This window comes from Verrucomicrobiota bacterium (assembly GCA_021413925.1).
In the GTDB taxonomy this organism is placed as follows: domain Bacteria; phylum Verrucomicrobiota; class Verrucomicrobiia; order Chthoniobacterales; family UBA6821; genus UBA6821.
Map to the genome: position 1 here is coordinate 121,573 of JAIOPL010000026.1, position 17,563 is coordinate 139,135.

The window sequence follows — 17,563 nt, forward strand, 5'->3', positions numbered from 1 at the left end:
AAACGGATGAATCCTTTTGTATCACCTAAAGGTATGCTCTTGCTGATACTTCTCCTGACCCTGTCAGTAAACCTGCTCGGAGATACTCAAAAAGAGTCGGTTGGAGACATTTCACCACTGAGAGCTATGATCGCCTTACAGAAGTCGATTCATACATTATCTGCTGATTTTACTCAAAGCCGGTCGTTAAAGACCCTACGCGATCCACTCATCAGTCACGGAAAGCTCTGGATACAACCCCAACAGTTCTTCCGATGGGAGCTTGGAACTCCACCAAAAACAATCGTTATAGGAACTCCAACTGAAACAACTGTCATCCAACCATTCAAAAAGACTGCTTCTAAAAAGATCCGCTCATCACCAATTGGCGGTACTGACACCAGCGAAGCATTTGGGATGATGTCTCTTCCTGGAAATGGAGGCTTTGATGATTTTCAACGAGAAGTCCGGATTCTTAGAACTGAGAACTCAGCGGGTATATTCCATGTGGAGTTTATTCCAAAAAACACCGAACAGGTCCGTGGACTTACCGCAATCAGATTGGATTTTAACTCTCAAACAGGACAGTGGATCCGGCTGGAGTTCCTGACTCGCGATGGATCATCCATCCGCAACGACTTCACAGATATAAAAACTAACCAAAAGTTGGATCCTCATCTCTTCGGGTACAATCTGACTGGATTCAGGATCAGCGATGAAAAGAAATAAAGCACTTTGGATTTTGCTATGCCTAGGCGCAACTTCCTACATCGCATTGGGATTGTCGAAAATCAGTTTCAACGTCGACATCCTACGCCTGCTTCCTTCCCAACTTCATCAGGTTGAGGGGCTCTCTCTTTTCCTAAGGAACTTTGCCCTGCCAAATGAACTGATAATTACCATTGATGCTTCCGATGCAGAGTCAGCAAGTACCTCAGCGGATAGGGTATCGGAAGCTTTATCAAGCAACCCAAGTCTAGTCAGGCGGGTTATTGATGCTCCTCCTTGGGAGAAAAACCCCGCAACTCTTGCGGAATGCCTGAGCTTCTTGTTGATCAATCAATCATCAGAAAAAACTGATGGTCTTATTGCCAGCCTTGGGCCTGCTCAGGCTGAAGAAACCTTAAAGACGACACTACAAGATCTGACCGACTCGATTTCACCACGCGATATGGCCTTACTGAGTTGGGATCCGTATCGGCTCTCGTCTTCGCTCATGGAGAACTCAGCACTCAGTTCTTCGCAGCGATCAGCATTCTCATCCCCAGATGGGAGATTCCGTGTTGTTTATGTAGAGTCTCCCAAGACATTCTCGAATTACAAAGAGATAGCTGAATGGATCAAGAAAATCAGCGGAGTCGCCACGGCAGCAGTCATTGGAAAGGATGTGCAACTCGGCTTTACAGGTGAGCCTGCATTTGTTGCCGAGATATCGACGGGAATGCAATGGGACATGGTTACCTCAGCTGTTACCACCATGGCGCTCATCACATTCCTTTTTTGGATCTGTTATCGAGAGATCTCGCCACTTCGTTGGCTCCTTTTGCTGCTTCAGTTGATCTTTCTCGTTTCTCTTGCCACAGCTGGGTTATTCCTTAACCAACTCACCGCAATAGGCGCTGGATTCGCATCGGTGATGATAGGTCTTAGTGTCGATTATGGGTACTTTATCTACCAGCAGTCCCTACGACATTCTGGAAGCGTTCGTGAGTTACAGTGGAAATGCCTCCGGAACATCCTTTGGACATCAAGCACCACCGCTGCGGCCTTCTTTTCGCTGAATCTGAGCAGTCTTCCGGGCCTTTCTCAACTTGGGAACATGGTTGGTATAGGGGTTTGTGTCGGAGTCATCGTGATGCTTGGGGTCTTTACGCCACTTTGCATTAAGTTTCGGAGTTCTGGGCGACCCCTTCCTTCCTCGAAGGTTGATCGTCTTTTCTCGTCACCCCGTTTCATTAAGTTCGGAGAACTCATGGCTATCACCATGGTGATCGTCTGCCTGAGTGCATTGATCTTGAAGGGATTCCCTCATGCGGACTTCTCCCCATCAACTCTTCGCCCCAAAAACAGTCAGTCTCATCATGCCCTCGAACAACTCTCGAATAATCTTGGAGTCCAGAAAGGCGAACTAAATCTTGTCGTCACTGGTAGAGACGAAACTGAAGTGCTCATCCGGCTACAGAAAACCCAAAAGCAACTTGAGGAAGGTAAGAGGGATGGGAAAATACGAAGCTTCATCTCCCCACTTGGACTTTGGCCTGACTCAGCCAATCAACAAAGGAACCTTTCTTCCCTTGGATCTCTTGAGAAGGATCTCCCCCGATTGAAGAGTTCTCTTTTCAATGCTGGCTTCAATGAGGGCGCGTTCTCGTTCACTTCAGATGTCTTGGGTCAAATAGCAGCATGGCGGACGATAACTCCTCCGATCTGGCCTTCTAACCCAACAAGTCAATGGATTCTTCAACGATTGGCACGCCATACGGATGGAAGCTTTATGGCGCTTGGCATCGTAGAGCCTGTCCCTGGTTTTGAACGATTTCTTGTTGAAGAATTCAGTAGTGATGGTGTGTATCTCGTAAGTTGGGAAACTTTATCGAAGGAACTTGAACAGCTCCTACCCAAAGAAATCATGTTGGTCTCCTTGGGGCTCATTTTTGGGATTCTGGTTGTCTTGGCTTTTGGTCTGCGCAGCATCAAATCCCTGGGCCTTTTTATTGCTACAACACTCTTGGTTCTCCTCTGCCTTACAGGGGCTATGTCACTTCTAGGGATGACTTGGGGGCTTCTCAATCTTGCAGCAGTTCTACTGCTTCTAGGTACCGGGACCGACTACAGCATCCTGTTCCTTCTGGCACTTCGCCGGAATGGAGGCGACATCTCGGGAGCGTACAATGAACTTGGGCTGGTGATATTCCTTTGCTGCACTTCTGCGGCAGTTGGTTTTGGATCCCTTGCATGGGCCAGCAACCTCGGCCTGGCTGCACTGGGTAAAACCTGCTCTTTAGGTCTCCTGATTGATGGAGTGATCTCTCTCTTTCTATTGCCCCGACTCTGGAGATCCCTTTTACAGAAAAGAAGGCCTGAAGTCACTTCATAGAGGGCATTTTGGTCAGAATGACCTCCTCATTGTTTTCAAAATCTGATGTTTTGTTGTGATGCCCTCCGTGAATTCATCCAAGCCTGTGATTACAGGATACGGGTGCGTTACGCCTCTGGGAGTGGATGTGGAGTCCACGTGGACAAGAATCATTGAAGGAAGGACTGCGAGGAGTCCCATCTCTGCCATTGAGGTTCAAGGGTGCAGAGTCACTGAAGGGGCGCAGGCAATACTTCCTGAAATACCCTCTCTATCCAAAAAACAGCTTTCCCGTCTTAGTCGCTCCTCCCGACTGGCTCTTCCCGCTGTTGAAGGGGCACTTCAAATGGCGGGGCTTTTAGACTCCCGAGGAACATCAATCTATCCCCGAATCGAGATGTCGATTAGCACAACTGCATGCGGCATGGAAATGGGGGAACAGTTTCTAAACTCTATCTGGCAGGGCCATGGACAAGGGCAAACTGCTAAAGTCGCCCACTATCAAGCCCAACAGCAGGTTAGCGAGATCCACCGTCATTTTCGTTTCCACGGCCCCGCAATGATCGTGGCGAATGCCTGCGCTGGCGGGGGCAATGCGATTGGACATGCGGCTGATCTGATCCGGGCTGATATGGCTGATATTGTTCTGGCGGGCGGATATGACGCCCTCTGCGAACTGGTTTACGCCGGGTTTGATTCTCTACAGACACTTGCCCCTGATGCGTGTCGCCCGTTTGATCGTGGTCGCCGAGGCCTCATGCTTGGCGAGGGGGCGGCATTTATTGTCCTAGAAAGTGAAGCCCATGCTCAAAAAAGGGGAGCTACAATTCATGCTCGTGTTGCAGGGTACGGCCAGACGACTGATACTTTTCATCTCACCCAACCTTCTCAGGATGGAAAACCTCTTGAGAAGGCCATGAGGCAAGCGCTGCAGGAAGCATCCCTTTCCCCCAGCGATATCGGATACGTGAATGCTCATGGTACCGGGACCCCATTCAATGATGGGGCTGAGGCGAAGGCCTTCGCTAATGTGTTTGAAGGGCATTCGACCCGACTCAGTTCCACGAAATCAGCAATTGGGCATACTCTTGGAGCCGCTGGGGCTATTGAAGCGCTGATTTGTATTAAAGCCCTACAAACCGGGATACTTCCTCCGCAGATCAATCTCCAAGATCCCGAGCCACTAGTCTCAGAAGCCTTGGTAAAAATGAATGAGCGTGCCGATCTTAAAGCAGCAATGAGTGTTAATCTTGGCTTCGGTGGGTCTAATGCTGCACTCCTGCTTACCCAGCCATGAGAATTGGAATCCTTTCCTGCGGCGCGGTGACCCCAGGTGGCATTGGGGTAGAGTCATTGGACTCTCCATGGCCTCAAAAGCTTGTAGAAAGTGGGTCTCGAAATCATTCCTACAATGCCTCCCTCGTCGATCAATCCCTTCCTGAGATAACCAGATGGGGGAAAGAACCCCGACTTCGGAGAGCCAGCCCCATCGCGTACTACATGACCGAAGCGGCTTCGCAGGCGCTTTCCACTGTCCCTGACATCGATCTATCACGCACCGGGGTCATTGCTTCGTTCTTCCTTGGCTGCCTTGTCTACTCAGTCCGCTTCTACAAGCAAATGACCACTGAAGGTCGCCGATTTGCCAGTCCAATCCTGTTCCCGGAAACAGTTTTTAACAGCCCTGTAAGTCACCTTGTATCGACTCTTGGAACTTCCGGACCAGTCTACTCGCAAGTCGGAGATAAATCCTGCTGGGCCAACTCTCTCCGCACTGCTGAATGTTGGATGCGCAGAGGAAACGTCGACAATGTCCTTTTGATTGGTGCGGAGGAGTTTGATCCCTACCAACTCGATGCTTTTCATTCTGCAGGATGGATGCGTGGACAGGGCTTGGTACCGGGGGAGGGGGCGGGGGCCATCCTTCTGACTTCAAAACCATCTGATCAATCAGTGATACTAGCCGGACTATCTGACGGTTATTGTTACTCCTCAAAGTCTGAGGCTCTCACTGCTGGAGTTGAATGCCTCGCGGCACACCCACGTAAGTCTAAGGTAATGCCAACAGCAACCGGATGGGTGCAACAGATCGAATCCAAAGTTGTCGGAGACCGCATGCTTTCAGGTATTTCTCACCCCTTCTACGAGGCTTCTACTGCCTCTGCCGTTTGGGATACGATCAAAGCTGCAAGGCTTATCAATCAGGGACTGACTCAGGATCTAATCGTCCCTTATTGGGGCCTATCCCAGCAGTTTGGTGCAGCTAGACTTACAGCACCTTCGTTTACGAGCTAGAGATCAGTTCATCGTGCCTGCAAATTCAGGCACTGCATCAATCGCAGTGGTCGAGGACTCAGGCGATCTAAACCAGGATTTCCACCCCTCTCGAATCTCAAGGAGGATCCAACCGAACAAGGATTCAATAATGATCTTGAGAAGTTGGGAGACCTTGAAGTTGAAGCCCCCAAAGAGGTCTCTACATCCGTTATTGTGGCAACCAAAACGGCCATCCTTCCTACGCTGCATACCCATGGCCGCCATCCGACGATTATAGCAGCGCATCAGCCAGAATACGGGCCACGCGTTTTGATGACTGTAAGGAGGCTGGGAAAGTTCTTTTCCACCGCTTTGGAAGATCACTTTGGCAACAAAGAGGTAGTAGAGAGCAATATCCAGTCTGAATGCGATCTTCATGAGATCAAAGTCGCCCATGTAATCGTACTTATTTTGGTAAAGAGCTTCGAGCATACGCTGGTAGCTCGTAGTGAATTCCCGATTATGGCGCTTGAGTTCCTCGGATAGGTTTTCATTCCTTCTCCATGACATGATCACCTTAACTGCCGAGCTTGTTGTAAAAGCAATCCAGTCCATTCCTGGACTGTAGAACGGATCCAGAAATGCTGAGGCATCTCCAGTAAGCACAAAGCCATCTCCCGCCTGCACTGTTGAACAGTAAGGAAGATTTCTTCGGAAATGAACGTCGCCTTCGATATATTCGGCACCCTTGAGCATTTCGCGGGCGCCAGCATGACGTGAGAGGAACTCCCTGATCTTTTCGCCTACTGGAGCACGATCATCAGGCCATTCTGCCCGACGCTGATCGATGACAACCCCGATGCTTGTATCCCCTCCTTTGAGGGAAATCCACCATGCCCACCAACCATCTCCAATCATATGATTTGTGGCTGTTCCTCGAATTCCCACAAAGGATCGTGAAAAATCAGATTCTGAATCTGAGAGAGATAAGTCATCCCAATCCTTAGCTCCTCTCCAGCGGGACCAAGTGGCGAGCGTAGGATGTGTGGGTGTTGGACGAAACCAACCATTTGCTCTGGCAAGCATGCACTTCAATCCCGACGCATCAATGACCCACCGGGCGTGAAGAATACTTTCTCCCTGATCAGATTTGATCTTGAGCGTCTGATCTCCTCCTGCAGCAAGATCAACAGAAGTGACCTGAGCAGGGCGCATAACCTCGACTCCCGCACTGGTCGCGCGATTGAGGACCTCCTCATCAAGAACTGAACGATCGACTAAAAAGGAGGGTACGGTGGAGAGGTATTTTCCACCAATTTCAGAACACTCTTCAATCCCTGATGCCTGGTCATTTGAAAACCAAAACCTCAGACCATTCTTGCTGAGTTGTGATTGTGTCAGAAAGCGGGTGAGACCGAGTTTTCGGCAGAGAAAATATCCACTTACTTCTACGGTGGCTTCGCCGACTCGCCTCTTAAAAGACGTATTCTTCTCGATAAGAATGATTCGCAGTGATGGATCTTCCTTCTTCAAAAGGAGGGCCGCCGAAGCTCCACTCAAAGCGCCCCCTATTACAGCGACATCGTAGCACTTCTCATCATTCTGATGGCTGAGATTGTGCATATTGGGCGACTATAAGTGTCTCGACCTTACGCCTGCAACGGAGTAATTGGCTTGTCCTTCTTTATGCGCAAATACTGGCTCGCCATCATTCAGGCGGCTTTTTCAGTCTTTCTGATCTGGCACATCTTTTCAAACCCCGCCCTCAGGGGGGAGGCATCAAAAGTCTTTTCGGCTGCAAATCCCCAGTGGTTGTTTTTTGGGCTCTTCTTGGCCCTGTTGAATGAAACTCTGGCTGCCGTTAGATGGTGGTTGGTTCTACGCGCTTTTGGCACGCCGGTCTCTCTAGGACGAGTTTTCATCTTTTGTGGAGCCGGTGCGTTCTTTTCTCTTGGGCTACCAGGAACAGGGGGGGGAGATGCTTTCCGGATTCTTTATATCATTCGACTCTACCCACAAAAGAAACTCAGGGCATCGCTCACAGTCCTGGCAGACAGACTTTGTGGTCTCGTTGCCTTGATTTTAGCTCTGAGCATTTCATTGCTTGTGAACTGGCCCCTTTTCGAGTCGCACCCGATAACCCACAAGCTCCTGACGATCTCGGTATCAATACTCAGCTCAGCTGTCTTTTTCATCTTCCTTTGGTGGCTTACTACGTTGCCTAGGATCCGCTCTCTATGGGTTCCTGGCTTCTTGTCCCCCTTTAGGAAACGATTCCATCATTTGGGCCATATCTTTAGCGGCTTAGCGGCACGCCCGATCCTGATCTTCCTGGGAATTATTGCCTCAATCGGAGCGACCCTAGCTCACTTCAGCACCTATTTCTTCAGCGCAAAAGCGTTTGCCGTATCACTCAGTATGATAGACATCTTCGCGATCATGCCGGTGGTGGATACCTTGGTTGCTATTCCAATTACTCTTTTTGGGATAGGCCTTAGAGAAACACTTTTTCAAGAGCTTCTCGGAACCATCTTTTCTGTTCCAGGAGGCGCTGCAGCCCTCATCTCTCTGGGAGGGTTTGGATTGCAGGCAACGGTTTCGATCCTAGGTGGGTTACTTGTGCCCTTTACGTCAGCCGCATCCGGGTCAACCGAACATCGCGCTCCGGATCCCACTTAAAGCCCGGCGATCTTATGTCAGCAGATCGCCTCTAATCATCTGCTGCATGGTTTCGACCTCTTCAGTGGAAATCACTCCATCTCGCCAGCAGAGAGTTGCAGTAAGGAGTCCATCTCTCTCGCTTAAGAACAACCCGGTCCCCGGAGGTTGAGAAACCGAGGGTACATGACACCCATCTTGAATTACTCCTCCACAGAAAGCCGAAACTCCTGATAGGAAGACTCCAGTATGAGCGTGAAAAAATGAAGTGATCTGTCCCGAAGCCTCTTTCCTCATAAAGATCCGGTAGAGATTCAAAGGAATGCGTCTCATCCAATTTGTCATGATTAAAAAGGCCGCATCGAAGCCTGTCTTTGCCATGGAGCTGTACTGATCTAGGAGTTTGCTCGTCGCTGTTTTCAACGAGTCCGTTTCCTCCAGCTTTAGAGAGAAAAACATTTGCGACACCTGGTTCTGGAAAATGGGGCCATTCGTACCTCTCTTCCTTTTTTGGAGGGAGATGGAACATTCAAGCGATCCACTGTGTATTCCTCTGTCGGCGAGAACCCTCTTATGGGCTCTCATGGCTACTGCTAGGAAATAGGGAAGTAGGAATATCCCACCAGTAAGATCATGAGCTCTTTGGAGAATGATTTCTGATTCCTCGCTCGTGAATCTGATGATTCGGAAATCTGAAATGCCAGCTTCTCTCTGATCCACGCAAAGCGATCTGACCTGCTCCTTTCTCAACTCCCAGTATCTGTCGATAAAGGGCTTTACGGCTTTTAACTTATCTCGAAACCCCATTGCTGGAACATCCGGAATACTCTGCAAGAAGGTTCGGCTATCTGGATTGATAGCGATCGATGATAGTCGAGAAATCTCGGCTAACGCCAACTCTGCCCCTTTTCCGTCGAAGATGAGATGACTCCAACTCATCAGAATGATTGCGCCATCTGCCTGCGCGATTACATCGAATCGCATCATCCCCTTCCAGTTAGTAGCCAGAAGTTCTCGGGCTAAATCATGAGAATCCCTTTCCTGGGAATGTTCCTGTACTTCGATCTCTGGAGTGAAGGTATTCTTCCATCGAGGTACCGCTCCTGGATAAGCACGAGTAATCTGAGCTCCAAGTATTGGGTGATTTAATCCAAAACGGGCTAGAGCAGACTTGAGGGCCAGAATGGAGAATCCATTGCCCACCTCTATCATTGTTACACACCGGTGGTGCCCCTGCCCCGATCTGGTCATGTAATCGTTGAGAGCAGCAATATAAGAGTCACATCCACTGAGAGGTGTGCTCCATGAAGTGGTTTCTAAAGACATATCAAGAAGGAATCAGACTAAACGGTTTCATACTTGCCACTAGAAGAAGCCTCCAATAGCTAAAAGAAAGAGCCCGCTCAGGACTCCTTCTTCCGCCCAAGAGCCAGCCACATCTTCGTGAACAACAGGCTTAAGGGAAATGCTCTCTGAACGATTGCCGGAGCTCTGAAAAAATAGGAGCAATCCCATCCTTCAGGATGCAGCCTTCCATAGGAGCAAAAGCAAGGCCCCCAGAACGGCACATAAAATCAGGAACTTTTTCGCCATGGACCGCTGCTCTGCACGGGAATGTTTTCGAGTAACAACCGATGGGATCCGATAGGTGGGCTTCCCTAGCCCCCAGACTGTTTTGTGGTTCTGAGCCCTTTCGTGGATCCGTTCAACCTCCCGTCGCTTACGCTCTGCAATCTTTTTTGGAATGTCCTCTACCTTCCTCTGGGCCTCTTCAGTTCTCCGAAGAAGCTCCTGCCTCTGGCGTTTGACCTCTTCTAGCTGGAGGGTCAGTTGGGACTTGTCGTCGCTGGTTTTAGCCCTAACGACTGGCTTGGATGGCTTCTTCTTTTGCTTTCGGTTAAAGGGGAAAAAGCCATCTGATGGAGGTAATCTTATCTACCCATAGCTTTATGTCACGCAGGGCCTCTCACTCCCCGCTCCCTGACCCCTACTGCCTAGCCCTTCAGGGAGTAAGTCGTGCTGCGCTTGTTTCCTTCGACTGCCACGCGCTTTAGTGCGTCAGGAACTCCGAGCAAGGCGAGTCATTCTAGCAGAGCGTCGGGCATAGCCCGAGGATCATCCTCTCCTGCCCAGTTCTTTCTGAAATTATGAAGTCAGAAGGATGAATGATGAAACGGGATGCCTATACCTTCCCCGATTCATACCTTAAAAGGGCTACTCTCTATTAACCTCTTGCTTGTACCCCTGCGTCTCAGCGCCTCTGCGGGAGATTCTTTTGCTTCTTTTCTAAAGGCCTACAGCCTAAAAAGCTATCAGCCTAGCAAGCCCTTTCGGGCTTGCGTCACTCCAGCCGGATCGACTGGATCACGATGTTCTCGGTCGGGAAGTCGTTGCTGTTGGCGGGGAAGCCGCTGATGGCATCGAGCACTTCCAATCCCTGGGTCACCTTGCCAAAGACAGTGTACTGACCATTGAGCTGGGGCATGGCCTCGATGCAGACAAAGAACTGGCTGCCATTTGAGGCGCGGGTGGGGTTGATCGTGTCGGGAAGACGAGCCGTCGCAACCGCACCCTTCTCGAGCTTCAGACGGATCTCAGCAGGGATAGTATAACCGGGACCTCCTGTGCCGGCACGATCGGAGTCCTGAAGGCCAAGCCCTATCTTCTGAAGGACGCTTTCGACAACCCCTAGGCGGGTCTTAGGATCGCCTGTCTGGACTAACTGATGAGGAAAGAGGCGATGAAACCTCATTCCGTCGTAATAATGCCGCTGGATCAGATTCTTGAAGTTGGCGACGGTCTGCGGCGCTGTGGAATCATTCAGCTCGATCACGATGCGCTGCGGCTTCTTCTCCTTGCGGACCTTGATCAGCATGACAGCCGCCTGATTCCCTGATCCGACGTAACGGGGCGTTGTGGCGCATCCTGTCAAAAAAAGCATTGGCAGAAGAACCAGAGGAAGCAGGGATCGGGTATTCATGAGCCGGTGACTTGAATGATGCTGAGCGGAGTCTTTCTTCCGGTCAAGGGATCGAGGGCAAAAAGAGGCGAGTTTCCCTCCGCTGCGGGGCGCTTAAGATAGCATAAGGCCAAGACCAATGCTGGCTCTCCGGCTCCGGTCAACTGGGGAGCAACACTGGTGATCGACCCAACCGTGCCTTCCTCCGTGATAATTTCATGGCCTGAAGTAAGAGTTGAGTTTCCCGGGGCTGTCAGAAGACTCAGCAGGCGATTGACCCGGCCGATGCTCTTGAGACGGGAGATCACTTCCTGCCCGGGATAGCAACCGCGGTCATAGTCGATGTGCGTGCGATCAAGGCCAGCCTCCGGGGGTAAAGTCTCCTCGCTGAGTTCAGATCCCCAGACAGGGATTGCCCTCTCGATTCGCAGGGCCTCGATGGCAACGGGATCAAGAATCGCAAGCGATGCCAAGCCGGGAAAATCTTGATTGAGATCGAGGCCCACAGTTCCCAAGCGGTTAACTCGGATGCCGGCAGCGGAAACCCAAGGCACGGACTCAGATAGTTTTCCAAAAAGATGGATTGTGTGTCTCTTGGAGTCCTCGGGCTCAACAACAACAGAGACATCGTCCGCCACGATATAGCGCTCTAGGCGCGCAATCAGGATCTCTTTCAAAGAAGGATCACTTTCGACCATCAGATCGTCATTTTCACGCCAGATCAGCAAGGGTGCACAGAGCTTTCCCTTCGGAGTCAGGATGCAGGCCTGCAAGGCATTTCCGGCGGCCATACGACTCAGGTCGCGTGTGATCTGTCCGTTCAGATAGCGGAAGGCATCAGCTCCGGAGAGACGCAGAAGAAGTCTCGGAGGCAGAAGAAAGGCACCTCCCCCCACCTTAGCCTGGCGCAGTTGTTCCGCCTGTTCTTGGAGCATTACCGGAGGTTTCAAGATTTTTTTGACCCGGCAAAGAGTCCTAAAAACTTCTTTTTTTCAACCTTCGGATCAGCCCCTTTCGTTGCCTTGGCCTTGTGCTCGTTTTCCTTTGCTCCTTTGGAGGTGCCAGTGACGGCCGTCGAAAAAGGTGTCTGATCCGGGAGATCCTTCACGCTACCCGCATACTCATAGTGACGAGCCAGGGAGGCAAAGTCATCTTCCCCCCATCCGGCCTGCACTGCTCCCATCAGAGCTCCCGCAGTCGCGGCGGTGACGGGCAGGTCGATCCCCTTACCTTCGACCGACCGCAGGGCAATCTGGAGATCCTTCAGCATATTCTTGACCGAAAAACGGGGAGCTAAGTCTCCGGTGAGCATCAGGGGTAACTTGGCGGAGATGGCTCCGGAATTCGCTACATTATGCTGCAAAGCCTCCATAAGACGAGGAAGTGGAATTCCTCCCCGGGCCAGCAATGCCAGGGCCTCCGAGAGCACGCCGATCTCCGCAGCACTGATCATGTTGGTGGCGATTTTCACATAGGTGGCGGCACCCACAGGGCCCATGAGTAGGATGGCCTTGGCCGAAACCTTGAGAATCGGCAAAGCGCGCTCGAGCACGGACTCCTCACCACCGATATAGTAAACAAGCTCTCCTACGGCCGCAGCATCGCGGCTACCCGTGAACGGGGCATCCAGGAAAGAAGCTCCCCTCTCATTTACCAGGCGGGCGGCCTCGAGCGTCTCAGCAGGGCCGACAGTCGCATGGTTCATGACGAGATGGGATCCACCCAAGGCAGTCCCCATGGAACGAATCACCTCCAGTAGCGCCTCCCCATCCCGAACAAAAATCTGGATAATATCCGCCGACTCAGCGACCTCCCGGGCCGATGAGAGAAAGTTCGGCTCGGCACGGGGCGAACGGTTCCAGACGGAGACGGGATGCCCCTCTCGTCTTAGAGCCCCCGCGATACGGCTCCCTATGATCCCCATTCCGATAACCCCGACGGGTGTCTTCTGAGACGACTCCATCGGGATCAGTTAAACCACTGGGAAGTATCAGCCCCTACTTGGCAGGCACCATAGCGGCACTCGGAGCAGGCAGAGTGCTCTCGATCTTCGCAGCCTGGCGGAGTTCCTGCATGACGCCCTTGAAGATCTCACGACGCTTCTGGGCTTGGAGAAACTGTATGATCTGAGCCTTGGCCTCGTCAAAGGTGGCGGTGCCGGCGGGCTTCTTGTCGGTGACCTTGATCACATGGTAGCCGAACTTTGTCTTCACCGGGGTGATGCTGACAGAGCCGACCTTCTGGGCATAAGCGGCATCGGCAAACTCCGGAACCATCTTGTCCTTCGGGAAGTAACCCAAGTCTCCGCCACGCTGTGCGGCACCTGGCTCCTCAGAGAGCTCGGAGGCCAGCTTGTCAAACGGCTCACCCTTGTTCACTCGCACGATCGCGGCCTTGGCCTTGTTCTCGGCGACCTTCTGCTGCGCTGCGGTGGCATCGGGAGCAGTACGGAAGAGAATGTGGCTGGCCTTCACGAGGTCAGGGTTGGTGAACTCCTTGGTGTTAGCATCGTAAAACTTCTTGGCATCGGCCTCGGTGACACTGTCCTTCCCGGCGACCTGCGACTGCATCCACTTGGATTGACGGATCGACTTGCTAAGATTGGCAACAAACTGATCCATGGTGATGCCCGACTTCTTCATTTCGGCCTGAAAGACCTCCTCGGAAGGGAACTGGCTCTTGATCTTGGCCAGCTGGGCGTCGATCTCGGCCTGGTCGACCTTGACCGCGGCGGCCTGCTTGTCGACCAACTTCTCCATGATCATGCCGTCGAGGATCTGGCGATAGCCCTGCATCTTCTGGTCGGCGGTGAGGGGCGCATTGGCCTGACCGCTGGCGGCGAGAGCCTCAGTGAAGGCCTTATCCAGATCAGCCCGGCTAATCTTATCTCCGTTGACGATGGCAACGGGATCCTTCAAAGCGACCGCGGAAGAGCTTGCACCGCCCTTGGCAACCGCATCCGATATCACCTTATTGATGTCTGGTGTAGCGGAGGACTTGGAGGAGGAACTCTGCGCATGAAGAAGACCCGCGGAGAGGATGATCGAAAGAAGGATGAGGAATCGTTTGGTCATGAGTTAAGTGGTGAGATAAGTACTTTGCACGGGATGGATGAGCACGCCAGCCGAAATTCGTCTCTTTTTCGTCTTTTAGGGAACCACTGATTCCTTTTTCGGGCATCCGATTCCTCACTGGCCCTCACCTTGAGGGTTTACTTTCCCGAGAGGCAGGATAAATTCACCCCTCTTGCTCACGTGGCGAAACTGGCAGACGCGTACGTCTCAGAAGCGTATGGGGTAACCCATGGAGGTTCGATTCCTCTCGTGAGCACTTTTTTCTTTCATCAAGCCATCCCAGGGCCCCACTAGAGCCACCAACGCCGATCACTCATGGAGATCTACAAAGAGAATCCCGAAATGGTACGGGGACTCTTCTCCGACATCGCGGGTCGTTACCAGGTGGTGAATCACCTCCTGAGCGGGGGACTTGATTTTTACTGGCGCGCCATCGCGGTCCGGCTCATCCGACCCTGGAATCCAGCCACCGTGCTCGATATCGCCACAGGAACCGGCGATCTCGCCATGGCTATCAGGAAGAACTGCCCAGACGCCCGCGTTGTCGGAGCTGACTTCTGCGCCCCGATGCTGGATGTCGCACGGAAGAATGGACTCCCCGAACTCGTCGTAGCCGACGGTATGAACCTTCCCTTTGCCGATCAAAACTTCGAGGTCGTGACCGCGGCGTTTGGTCTTCGCAACATGGCCTCCTGGGAGAAGGGTCTCTCCGAGATGGCCCGCGTTCTCAAGCCGGGGGGGCATCTCTTGATCCTCGATTTCTCCCTGCCGACGCTCCCGGTCATTCGTCCCCTTTACAGGGCCTATCTCCACCACGTCCTGCCCATCATGGCTGGCATCGTCACGGGACGGAAAGACGCCTACGAATACCTTGGCGTCTCGATCGAACAATTCCCATCAGGGAAGGCCATGACCTCGCTGATCGACTCATGTGGATTCAGGGATGCGATGGCCCATCCCCTCACCTTGGGGACGGTTTCGATCTACACCGCGATCCGGGAATAAGAGCGGCGCCTTTCGGCACGTTGCCCGCAATACCCCCTACATGCTTGGGGTAAACTGAGAGATCTTTGTCGCCTTGAAGCCGATGTTGGCCATCAGGCCCTTCTGACCGAAGACAAAGGCCTTGATGCCTTGCAGAGTATAGAGTGAGGCGCCACCGGCCACCCCCTTATCCGCAATCGTTAGGCCGGGAGCCGCTCCAAGGTTAAGACCGCCCGATTTTTTCAGGCTCTGTAAATCCTCAGGAGTCATGAAGAAGAGTGCGTAGGAGTAAGTCTGGGCACCGGCCTGAAGGCCGGGGCATACGGAGGACGTGTTGTAATAACCATCGACTAGGCCCTTCACATAAAGGACTCCATCACCACGTTCAAAACCAGCCATCAGAAGCCCGGCTCTAACCACCGTGGGGAAAACCAGAATGGCATACGCCTTTTGGCCAAGATCACGGTTCTTGGGATTAGCAGTATAGAGTTTTTCCAAGGCGGCCTTTGAGTCGTTCTGGAGTTGCAGGGCGCTGGCCGCATTCGCTGCGGGAACAAGCAGAAGGGCCGAGAGGAGAATCAGGGCGAGGGCGCGGAGGTTTTTCATGGGTTTTTGGAGTATTGGCTGTTGGAGATTCTGATCAATGAAAAATGCCCTTTATTTCAGGAGCATCACCGTGGCGATGGATCCGTTCTTCGAGAGATCCTGACTGAAGGAGAGATTCACGTTGACGGGACCGCTCCGGCCACCCGGCACGGAGAACACGGGCGATACCCCCAACCCTCTGGCCACGAGAACCACGGGCCTGCAATGGTCCCCAGGATCGGTCTCCTGGCCGCCTGAAATCACGACAGGAAGACGCGCTGCGTCACGCGAACTCACGACACTGGTCCATTGCGGCCAGAACCTGCTGAGGGGATTGCGCCTGGGCCTGGACTTGGGATCTGAGGGCATGCATTGCCGAAAACGCTCTAGCAATAAAAGAGCTTTAATGGAGGTGCGGGTTATCTTTTCGAGGCGCTGCGACCTTGAGAAGATAGCTAGGCGCTCAAACGAAGCCGTAGTAGCCCTACGGCAACCGAGCAGCAACACCGCCCCACGCCAAAAGCACAAGCCTACCTATTATTTCCGCCGCCGTTGAGGATAGAGAGTAGTCGGAGCATCGAAACATACAGCCAGACGACGGTCACCAGCAGTCCGAAGGCCCCATACCATTCCATATATTTGGGAGCATTGCCCGAGGAGGCCGATTGTCCGATGAACTCAAAATCGATGATGAGGTTCAGTGCGGCGACGACGACGATCACGAGACTGAAGATAAGGCCGAGTTGACCTCCACCGAAGATGGGCAACTGGATATGAAAGAAGGAGAGAATCATCCCCAGCAGATAGGTGAGCATGATACCAATAGTGGCTCCGACAACGACTTTCATGAACATTGGAGTGGCGCGGAGGATGTTCCCCTGGAAGAGAAAGAGCATGCCGGCAAAGGTGCCGAAGGTGAGCATGACCGCCTGGATGGCAATTCCGTGAGTCTTGGCCTCGTACATGGCCGAGATGCCGCCGACAAAAAGTCCCTCGCAGAGTGCGTAGATGGGGGCAGTGATCGGTGCCCAGTCCTGCTTAAAGCAGGTTACCATGGCCAGGATGAATCCAGCAATGGCGCCGACCATGGTGTAGCCCATCCCAGCTGAAGAATATCCCCCACGAGTGGCGCTCCAGGTGTAGGCAGCACCGACGATGGTCAGAAGCAGGAGAATGGCAGATTTGTTGACTGTGCCCCGAAGGGTCATGACTCCAGATGCGGAGGATCCGGCTACATTGAAATCGGCGCGATCGAGGACAGGATTGGACATAGGGTGATAGATAAAGCTGACAAGGAGTTCTGTCAATACACCGGGATCCATTCTCGCGCAGAGGCGCAGAGACGCAGAGATGATTTTCTGCAATCAAAGTCAGTTGATTCAGGGCACATGATGAAACTCTCATCAGTACAGATCTATTTCTTTCTACTGTATTTCCTCAGCGTCTCTGCGCCTCAGCGGGAAATATCATCCGGCGGCATTCTGCTACAAAAAAGGACGGCCCCGAGGGGATTTCTCCTCTCGGGGCCGTTAAACCTGGCGACGTCCTACTCTCGCACAACCTATAGATGCACTACCATCGGGGCTGCAGCGTTTCACTTCCGTGTTCGGGATGGGAACGGGTGGTGCCACCGCGCTATGATCACCAGAGGACGAAACCGGGAGATTCACATGTTGCCATGGACTTCTCAAGATTTCGGGTCTCTAGAGACTCGTAGCTTGCCTTGTCGTTTGTCAGGTTTTCAAAGAACGGCCGCGTGCTTAGATCTTGCGATCCAATCCATCGGTGTTCACTGACATCTGCAGATAGTAGTAAAAAGTGCCTTAACTTTTCGAGCTTGAGTCCATTAGGAGGATTCACTGCTTAAGGTGAATCCAAAATGAACTAATAAAGCCGAACGATCATTAGTATTGCTAAGCTGAACACATTACTGTGCTTGTACCTGCAACCTATCAACGTGGTGGTCTTCCACGGATCTTCAGGGAGAACTCA

At 52.3% G+C, this 17,563-nt stretch carries 15 protein-coding genes, 1 tRNA gene and 2 rRNA genes; 7 read left to right on the forward strand and 11 right to left on the reverse strand.

All coding sequences use genetic code 11. From position 1 onward, the window contains the following. Window positions 1-6: 6 nt before the first annotated feature. The 4 genes from K8R57_10420 to K8R57_10435 all read left to right on the forward strand — a co-directional run bounded on the left by K8R57_10420 (window position 7) and on the right by K8R57_10435 (window position 5,350). The gene (locus tag K8R57_10420) at window positions 7-708 is read left to right on the forward strand and encodes an outer membrane lipoprotein carrier protein LolA (protein ID MCE9588713.1); all 702 of its coding nucleotides are present in this window, start codon (window positions 7-9) and stop codon (window positions 706-708) included. Then, window positions 695-3,076, forward strand: a complete 2,382-nt coding sequence (locus K8R57_10425; GenBank protein ID MCE9588714.1) for an MMPL family transporter — start codon at window positions 695-697, stop codon at window positions 3,074-3,076. The genes K8R57_10420 and K8R57_10425 overlap by 14 nt, the downstream gene beginning before the upstream one ends. Before the next feature lie 121 nt (window positions 3,077-3,197). Further along, on the forward strand, window positions 3,198-4,352 hold the full coding sequence (locus K8R57_10430; protein MCE9588715.1) for a beta-ketoacyl-[acyl-carrier-protein] synthase family protein: 1,155 nt from the start codon (window positions 3,198-3,200) through the stop codon (window positions 4,350-4,352). Window positions 4,353-4,555: 203 nt separating this feature from the next. Further along, complete coding sequence (locus tag K8R57_10435) at window positions 4,556-5,350, forward strand: hypothetical protein (GenBank protein MCE9588716.1); 795 nt, start codon at window positions 4,556-4,558, stop codon at window positions 5,348-5,350. 3 nt (window positions 5,351-5,353) lie between these two features. Here the strand turns inward: K8R57_10435 and K8R57_10440 are convergent, their stop codons facing one another. Next, window positions 5,354-6,934 (reverse strand): tryptophan 7-halogenase, encoded by a 1,581-nt coding sequence (locus K8R57_10440; protein MCE9588717.1) that lies wholly within the window; start codon window positions 6,932-6,934, stop codon window positions 5,354-5,356. A gap of 63 nt (window positions 6,935-6,997) precedes the next feature. Here K8R57_10440 and K8R57_10445 point away from each other — a divergent pair, with 63 nt between their 5' ends. After that, window positions 6,998-7,990, forward strand: coding sequence for a flippase-like domain-containing protein (locus tag K8R57_10445; GenBank protein ID MCE9588718.1), 993 nt, complete (start codon window positions 6,998-7,000; stop codon window positions 7,988-7,990). A 12-nt stretch (window positions 7,991-8,002) separates the two neighbouring features. Here K8R57_10445 and K8R57_10450 read toward each other — a convergent pair whose 3' ends face one another. The 5 genes from K8R57_10450 to K8R57_10470 form a co-directional block, all read right to left on the reverse strand. Further along, window positions 8,003-9,295, reverse strand: a complete 1,293-nt coding sequence (locus tag K8R57_10450) for a hypothetical protein (protein ID MCE9588719.1) — start codon at window positions 9,293-9,295, stop codon at window positions 8,003-8,005. A 1,015-nt stretch (window positions 9,296-10,310) separates the two neighbouring features. After that, on the reverse strand, window positions 10,311-10,949 hold the full coding sequence (locus tag K8R57_10455; protein MCE9588720.1) for a peptidylprolyl isomerase: 639 nt from the start codon (window positions 10,947-10,949) through the stop codon (window positions 10,311-10,313). After that, on the reverse strand, window positions 10,946-11,863 hold the full coding sequence (locus K8R57_10460) for a hypothetical protein (protein ID MCE9588721.1): 918 nt from the start codon (window positions 11,861-11,863) through the stop codon (window positions 10,946-10,948). The genes K8R57_10455 and K8R57_10460 overlap by 4 nt, the downstream gene beginning before the upstream one ends. A gap of 11 nt (window positions 11,864-11,874) precedes the next feature. Then, complete coding sequence (locus tag K8R57_10465) at window positions 11,875-12,891, reverse strand: NAD(P)-dependent oxidoreductase (protein MCE9588722.1); 1,017 nt, start codon at window positions 12,889-12,891, stop codon at window positions 11,875-11,877. 34 nt (window positions 12,892-12,925) lie between these two features. Continuing rightward, window positions 12,926-14,002 (reverse strand): peptidylprolyl isomerase, encoded by a 1,077-nt coding sequence (locus tag K8R57_10470; protein MCE9588723.1) that lies wholly within the window; start codon window positions 14,000-14,002, stop codon window positions 12,926-12,928. 174 nt (window positions 14,003-14,176) lie between these two features. Between K8R57_10470 and K8R57_10475 the strand changes: the two genes are divergently transcribed. Further along, window positions 14,177-14,258: transfer RNA gene (locus K8R57_10475), tRNA-Leu, on the forward strand. Between the two features lie 59 nt (window positions 14,259-14,317). Then, the gene (locus K8R57_10480) at window positions 14,318-15,007 is read left to right on the forward strand and encodes a ubiquinone/menaquinone biosynthesis methyltransferase (GenBank protein ID MCE9588724.1); all 690 of its coding nucleotides are present in this window, start codon (window positions 14,318-14,320) and stop codon (window positions 15,005-15,007) included. A gap of 36 nt (window positions 15,008-15,043) precedes the next feature. Here K8R57_10480 and K8R57_10485 read toward each other — a convergent pair whose 3' ends face one another. From K8R57_10485 to K8R57_10505, 5 genes are all read right to left on the reverse strand, one after another. Next, entirely contained in the window at window positions 15,044-15,592 is a 549-nt protein-coding gene (locus tag K8R57_10485; protein ID MCE9588725.1) for a twin-arginine translocation pathway signal protein, read from the reverse strand. Between the two features lie 51 nt (window positions 15,593-15,643). Continuing rightward, window positions 15,644-15,868: a hypothetical protein gene (locus K8R57_10490; GenBank protein MCE9588726.1), complete on the reverse strand. Its 225-nt coding sequence runs from the start codon at window positions 15,866-15,868 to the stop codon at window positions 15,644-15,646. A gap of 233 nt (window positions 15,869-16,101) precedes the next feature. Further along, a complete protein-coding gene (locus K8R57_10495) occupies window positions 16,102-16,842 on the reverse strand; it encodes a Bax inhibitor-1/YccA family protein (protein ID MCE9588727.1) in 741 nt (246 codons plus the stop codon). Between the two features lie 262 nt (window positions 16,843-17,104). Beyond that, a 5S ribosomal RNA gene (gene rrf / locus K8R57_10500) occupies window positions 17,105-17,220 on the reverse strand. A 235-nt stretch (window positions 17,221-17,455) separates the two neighbouring features. Then, a 23S ribosomal RNA gene (locus K8R57_10505) occupies window positions 17,456-17,563 on the reverse strand; the annotation flags it as partial.

Bases quoted from the DNA above. Each gene is read 5' to 3' on its own strand.
- K8R57_10420 (MCE9588713.1), top strand. From the start codon at position 7: ATGAATCCTTTTGTATCACCTAAAGGTATGCTCTTGCTGATACTTCTC.
- K8R57_10425 (MCE9588714.1), top strand. From the start codon at position 695: ATGAAAAGAAATAAAGCACTTTGGATTTTGCTATGCCTAGGCGCAACT.
- K8R57_10435 (MCE9588716.1), top strand. From the start codon at position 4,556: ATGACCGAAGCGGCTTCGCAGGCGCTTTCCACTGTCCCTGACATCGAT.
- K8R57_10440 (MCE9588717.1), bottom strand. From the start codon at position 6,934: ATGCACAATCTCAGCCATCAGAATGATGAGAAGTGCTACGATGTCGCT.
- K8R57_10445 (MCE9588718.1), top strand. From the start codon at position 6,998: ATGCGCAAATACTGGCTCGCCATCATTCAGGCGGCTTTTTCAGTCTTT.
- K8R57_10450 (MCE9588719.1), bottom strand. From the start codon at position 9,295: ATGTCTTTAGAAACCACTTCATGGAGCACACCTCTCAGTGGATGTGAC.
- K8R57_10455 (MCE9588720.1), bottom strand. From the start codon at position 10,949: ATGAATACCCGATCCCTGCTTCCTCTGGTTCTTCTGCCAATGCTTTTT.
- K8R57_10460 (MCE9588721.1), bottom strand. From the start codon at position 11,863: ATGCTCCAAGAACAGGCGGAACAACTGCGCCAGGCTAAGGTGGGGGGA.
- K8R57_10465 (MCE9588722.1), bottom strand. From the start codon at position 12,891: ATGGAGTCGTCTCAGAAGACACCCGTCGGGGTTATCGGAATGGGGATC.
- K8R57_10470 (MCE9588723.1), bottom strand. From the start codon at position 14,002: ATGACCAAACGATTCCTCATCCTTCTTTCGATCATCCTCTCCGCGGGT.
- K8R57_10480 (MCE9588724.1), top strand. From the start codon at position 14,318: ATGGAGATCTACAAAGAGAATCCCGAAATGGTACGGGGACTCTTCTCC.
- K8R57_10485 (MCE9588725.1), bottom strand. From the start codon at position 15,592: ATGAAAAACCTCCGCGCCCTCGCCCTGATTCTCCTCTCGGCCCTTCTG.
- K8R57_10495 (MCE9588727.1), bottom strand. From the start codon at position 16,842: ATGTCCAATCCTGTCCTCGATCGCGCCGATTTCAATGTAGCCGGATCC.